This window comes from Vibrio sp. V19_P1S1T109 (genome assembly GCF_002241375.1).
In the GTDB taxonomy this organism is placed as follows: domain Bacteria; phylum Pseudomonadota; class Gammaproteobacteria; order Enterobacterales; family Vibrionaceae; genus Vibrio; species Vibrio anguillarum.
In genome coordinates this window covers 1-4,530 of record NZ_NDIM01000145.1, presented here as the reverse complement: position 1 = coordinate 4,530, position 4,530 = coordinate 1, and the positions used below count along the sequence as shown (strand labels likewise).

The following is a 4,530-nucleotide window of genomic DNA, read 5'->3' as shown; positions in this document are numbered from 1 at the left end:
TCGCCATTAGAACAACCAATAATGGTGATAATAAAAATAACTTTTCTATATGATTAATTTTTTTGTTTTTTATAAGCATTATTTGCTAAAGCCATTTTTACTTTGCGGTACAGTGAGTACAATTCACGAGTGGGTTTTCTGTACAATGGAGCCTTGGGTTGCTGTTCGTTTTGAAACGTTGTGTCAAAGTATTGAGGATTTGCAACCACACTTGGTAGGAATAAGAATGAAGGCATCTGATGCAAATATAGTGACCCCATATAGTTATCAACAGGCATCGACCAGCACTGTGAAGACTTAAGTAATTTCGTTGCTGCATCAGGAGAAAGTGCATAAGCTCTAGCGCCACCAAAATTATTACTTAGAAAATAGATGTCATAGTTATTTTCCTGTTCCTTCAAGAACAGTTCACTGCGATCACAAGCTTCCTCCAATCTCAAAAAGCCATATTCTTGGGTTTTAATTTTGATTAGATCAATAAAATGTATAAAGCCGGGTAATAGCTCAGCATCATCCTCTAAAACAATGATCGGCTCATTCAACTCAACACTCTTTTGCCAGAGTAGATAATGGCTCGCGTAGCAGCCCATCTCCCCTTTTGAAGGCATTTTACCACTGGTAAACCATAACCGCTTGGTATAGTCATAATTGGCAAATAAAGGGTGTGGAGGAACAACTCGACCATCAATCGCATCAAAGAACTCAAAATCCAGGCCGTAATTAGCCATTTGTTGCTCAATGGATGCTCGTCTTTCTAGGCTGTTTTTAAGGCTAATAACGTAGATTTTCATCACAAAAACTCGAATTTCTATAATATGCTCGCCAATATGCTGCACAATACTTATTCTCAGATTGAGGCGGATTAGAGCATATCTTGCCTAGCATTTGAATGCATTTGTTAACAGAAATTGAGTTTTATCAAACGAACGCTGTGCTAGAATGGCCGTAAAATAAGAATGACGGTGAAAAATGAAGTTACTGATTGTGGGTCCTTCATGGGTAGGCGATATGGTGATGTCACAAAGTTTATATCAACGCCTTAATCAACAGCACCCTGATGCACAAATTGACGTTCTAGCCCCCGCTTGGTGCAAACCTATTTTGGAACGCATGCCAGAAGTTAATTGCGCGATTGAAATGTCGATTGGGCACGGCGCTTTTAATCTTGTAGGTCGATGGGCGCTCGCACAAGAGCTAAAACGCAACAATTACACTCATGCCTATGTCTTACCAAATTCGGCAAAATCAGCACTCATACCGCTATTTGCGGGTATTCCTTCTCGTACTGGCTGGAAGGGTGAGTTTCGCTACGGCTTACTTACTGATCTTCGCCCTAACCGTAAAGTGTTCCAGTATATGGTTGAACGCTATGTGGCTCTTGCTTATTCAAAAGAAAGCATGCTCGATGAGGTACAGCTAGAAAACTGCCCTCACCCTTCTTTATTAGTTGATAGCAAAGCTCAGCAATATGCCATTTCAAGATTAGGCTTATCGACAACCAAACCAATTGTCGGTTTATGCCCAGGGGCTGAGTTTGGTCCGGCTAAAAGATGGCCTGACCACTATTATGCTCAAGTTGCACAACACGCTATTGAAAGCGGCTATCAAATCTGGCTTTTTGGCTCAACCAAGGATAGCAAAGTATGTGACCTCATTCGTTCAGCACTTAGCACCGAACAACAAAAATATGCCTTTAATCTAGCTGGACAAACCTCACTTGTTGAAGCTGTGGATCTGTTGGCGGCTTGCCATACCGTCATCAGTAATGATTCAGGATTAATGCATGTCTCCGCCGCCGTAGATTGTAATATCGTCGCAATTTATGGATCAAGCTCACCACAATACACGCCACCGCTAACTGAGCGCTTAGAAATGGTGTATACCGATATTGAATGCCGCCCATGCTTTAAGCGAACCTGCCCATTAGGGCACTTAAATTGCCTAAATCAACTGCAACCGGTGCAAGTTATTCAAGCTTTAGATAGATTTATTGGAAAAGATTCATGAAACACCTCTGGTTTGAAAAAGGGGCTTATGCCTCGAAGGCCGCGCGCCAATACTTGAATGGTTATTTTAATCCTTTAGCGATCAAGAAAATTGCCGTCATTCGCCATGCTGCGCTCGGTGATCAAGTCATTGTGCGCCCCTTTTTGATTGAAGCTCGGAAGTTCTTCCCTCATGCAGAAATAACATTAGTCACCGTTTCAAACTACCTCTATGGAACACCAGTAGAGTTAGCGGATAAAACAGTGGTAATGAAAAGCCGTGAGGATTCAAAACACTTATCACTCAAGCAAAAATGGCAAGACTACAGTCAACTGGAAGAGCAAGATATTATATTTGATGTCGCTGGGACAAATCGCTCTTACTGGATGACATTACTGACTAAAGCAAAACTCAAAGTTGGCTTTCCTTACACGCCATTTTTATGTGGCACCTTGTATAACTTGGCAGTATTTCGCTCTGACTTTCAACCAGAAGTAGAATGCATGCTCGATATGCTTAAAATCCTTGGCCACAGCCCAAGCTATCCTCTCGATTTTGCCTACCCAGACAACAGGCAACTTTGTGATTTTGAGACACCTTACCTTGTCTATTTCAGTGGAGCTTCGCAGCTGAGAAAAATCTTATCTAAGCCTGAAATGCGTGCTGTCATCGAGCAAACTATTGAGCAGCAACCCAATGTAAAACATGTCTTCCTTGAGGGAAAAAATGAGTTTGAAAAAGGTGAGTATCTACAAGATCTTGCAGAGGCTGGAAAATTAACGATTCAGCCATGTTTACCTTTAGATGAATTAGTCACGTTTATTGCGAAAGCAACATTAGTGATTGCTCCAGACACAGGCATACGCAATGTGGCCATATCGACCCACACACCAACTGTTGGTATTTTTTACGCTACCGTCCCTTTTCGTTATACACCATTGTATGAAGCACATACGATCGTGATGAATGCCAATGGTGAAAAGCCTTCTACTGAGCAAATTACTGCAGCGATTACTGCCACGTTGAAACAGCGCTCGATAACCGAAAAAAACAGATAGGATCAATCAATATGAGCCAAGTAACTGTATTAATCGCAAACCGATTAATCCGCTTGACCGGGAATATTTTTAAAATGCTCGCTTATCCATTTCATTGGGTGTTTCCAAAATTGCGTTTTACCATTCCTGCCTATTCACCAGCAAAATGGACTCGTTCTAATCGCAGTGCTATTCCACGTACAATTTGGCAAACCAACTTTACCGATCAAGCCTCCCTACCCGTTTATATTAACTACTTATTTAATCGATTAATGTCGCTCAATTGTGACTATCGCTATGTAAGTACCGAAGCCCGTGGTGAGTATTTACGAACCCACGCATCAACTGAAATCTATGATGCTTACATGCGGCTAACCAACGGCGCTGCTCAAGCCGATTTATGGCGTTTAGTAGTACTCAATAACGAAGGGGGCGTCTATATGGACATTGACGCAACTTTGGTATGGTCTCTCGATAAACTGATTGGCGATGAGCAACAAGCGGTTTACATAAAGATTGACAACAATACTCGTTTTACCAACTACTTTATCGCCTCAGCACCCAATAATCACGACCTCAGCCAAGCGATTGAAAAAGTACTGCATAACATTGAGAACTACGACCCTAAAATGGGCGTTTATTATTCAACCGGGCCTGGCGTATTTGATGAATTACTTAAAGGCAGAGAAGATCTTTGCACAAAAGATAGAAAATACGTTTGTATTCAAGGTAGTTTTACCAATGAACATTTTCAATATATAGATCGCCCTCGTTCGAAATGGACTCACATTAATCCGGATGATTTGGTAAAGAAAAAGGAACAGTAGAGTGGTGATTCGTGCTCTCTATACCTTACTTCTCTGTGTAGCTTCTCCTTTTTTAATGTGGGGCTTGTACAAAAAGCGGCCGGGCAAGCCGTGTGTTGGTGCTCGCTGGAAAGAGCATTTTGGCTTCACACCACCGTTTAAAACTAATCAATCCCCTATTTGGATCCACGCAGTATCGGTTGGAGAAACGCTTTCAGTTTCTCCGCTGATAAAAGAACTCAAATCACAATATCCTGATCAGCCGATTGTTATTACCACCACAACCCCCACCGGTGCAGAACAAGCGGCTAAATTAAAAGAGCTTGCCGAGCATAGATACATGCCCTTTGACTTTTCTTTTGCCGTTCGTGGTTTTATAAAACGGATAAAGCCAAGCCAAATGCTGATCATGGAAACAGAGTTATGGCCAAACACATTACATACGGTTTCAAAAGCAGTTATTCCTATTACTGTTATTAATGCTCGCTTATCTGAACGCTCATGTCGACGGTATGCTAAATTTCAGCCGGTTTTTAATTTACTAGCATCTAACTTAACGCGTGTACTTTGCCAATATCCAGATGATGCACAGCGATTTATACGACTTGGTCTTGCCAAGGAAAAAGTGTCGGTTACTGGTTCAATTAAATTTGATATTAATATTGATCAAGCAATCATACAAAGAGGCAAGCAGTTAAGAT

5 protein-coding genes are annotated in these 4,530 nt (G+C 41.4%); 4 read left to right on the top strand and 1 reads right to left on the bottom strand.

Annotated features, from left to right (window positions below; genetic code table 11):
- Positions 1-53: 53 nt before the first annotated feature.
- A complete protein-coding gene (locus tag B9J87_RS06750) occupies positions 54-791 on the bottom strand; it encodes a glycosyltransferase family 25 protein (protein WP_176429493.1) in 738 nt (245 codons plus the stop codon).
- 178 nt (positions 792-969) lie between these two features.
- Here B9J87_RS06750 and waaF point away from each other — a divergent pair, with 178 nt between their 5' ends.
- The 4 genes from waaF to B9J87_RS06730 all read left to right on the top strand — a co-directional run.
- A complete protein-coding gene (gene waaF / locus B9J87_RS06745) occupies positions 970-2,007 on the top strand; it encodes a lipopolysaccharide heptosyltransferase II (RefSeq protein WP_094149874.1) in 1,038 nt (345 codons plus the stop codon).
- On the top strand, positions 2,004-3,044 hold the full coding sequence (locus B9J87_RS06740) for a glycosyltransferase family 9 protein (RefSeq protein ID WP_094145533.1): 1,041 nt from the start codon (positions 2,004-2,006) through the stop codon (positions 3,042-3,044). Before waaF ends, B9J87_RS06740 begins: the two co-directional genes overlap by 4 nt.
- 11 nt (positions 3,045-3,055) lie before the next feature.
- The gene (locus tag B9J87_RS06735) at positions 3,056-3,850 is read left to right on the top strand and encodes a glycosyltransferase family 32 protein (protein WP_176429492.1); all 795 of its coding nucleotides are present in this window, start codon (positions 3,056-3,058) and stop codon (positions 3,848-3,850) included.
- 1 nt (position 3,851) lies between these two features.
- Positions 3,852-4,530, top strand: a 679-nt coding sequence (locus tag B9J87_RS06730; RefSeq protein WP_303396260.1) for a glycosyltransferase N-terminal domain-containing protein, incomplete at its 3' end; no start/stop codon positions are given.

What these genes read in the sequence shown, in the direction of transcription:
- B9J87_RS06735 (WP_176429492.1), top strand. Translation starts at nt 3,056, where the DNA reads ATGAGCCAAGTAACTGTATTAATCGCAAACCGATTAATCCGCTTGACC.
- B9J87_RS06740 (WP_094145533.1), top strand. Translation starts at nt 2,004, where the DNA reads ATGAAACACCTCTGGTTTGAAAAAGGGGCTTATGCCTCGAAGGCCGCG.
- B9J87_RS06750 (WP_176429493.1), bottom strand. Translation starts at nt 791, where the DNA reads ATGAAAATCTACGTTATTAGCCTTAAAAACAGCCTAGAAAGACGAGCA.
- waaF (WP_094149874.1), top strand. Translation starts at nt 970, where the DNA reads ATGAAGTTACTGATTGTGGGTCCTTCATGGGTAGGCGATATGGTGATG.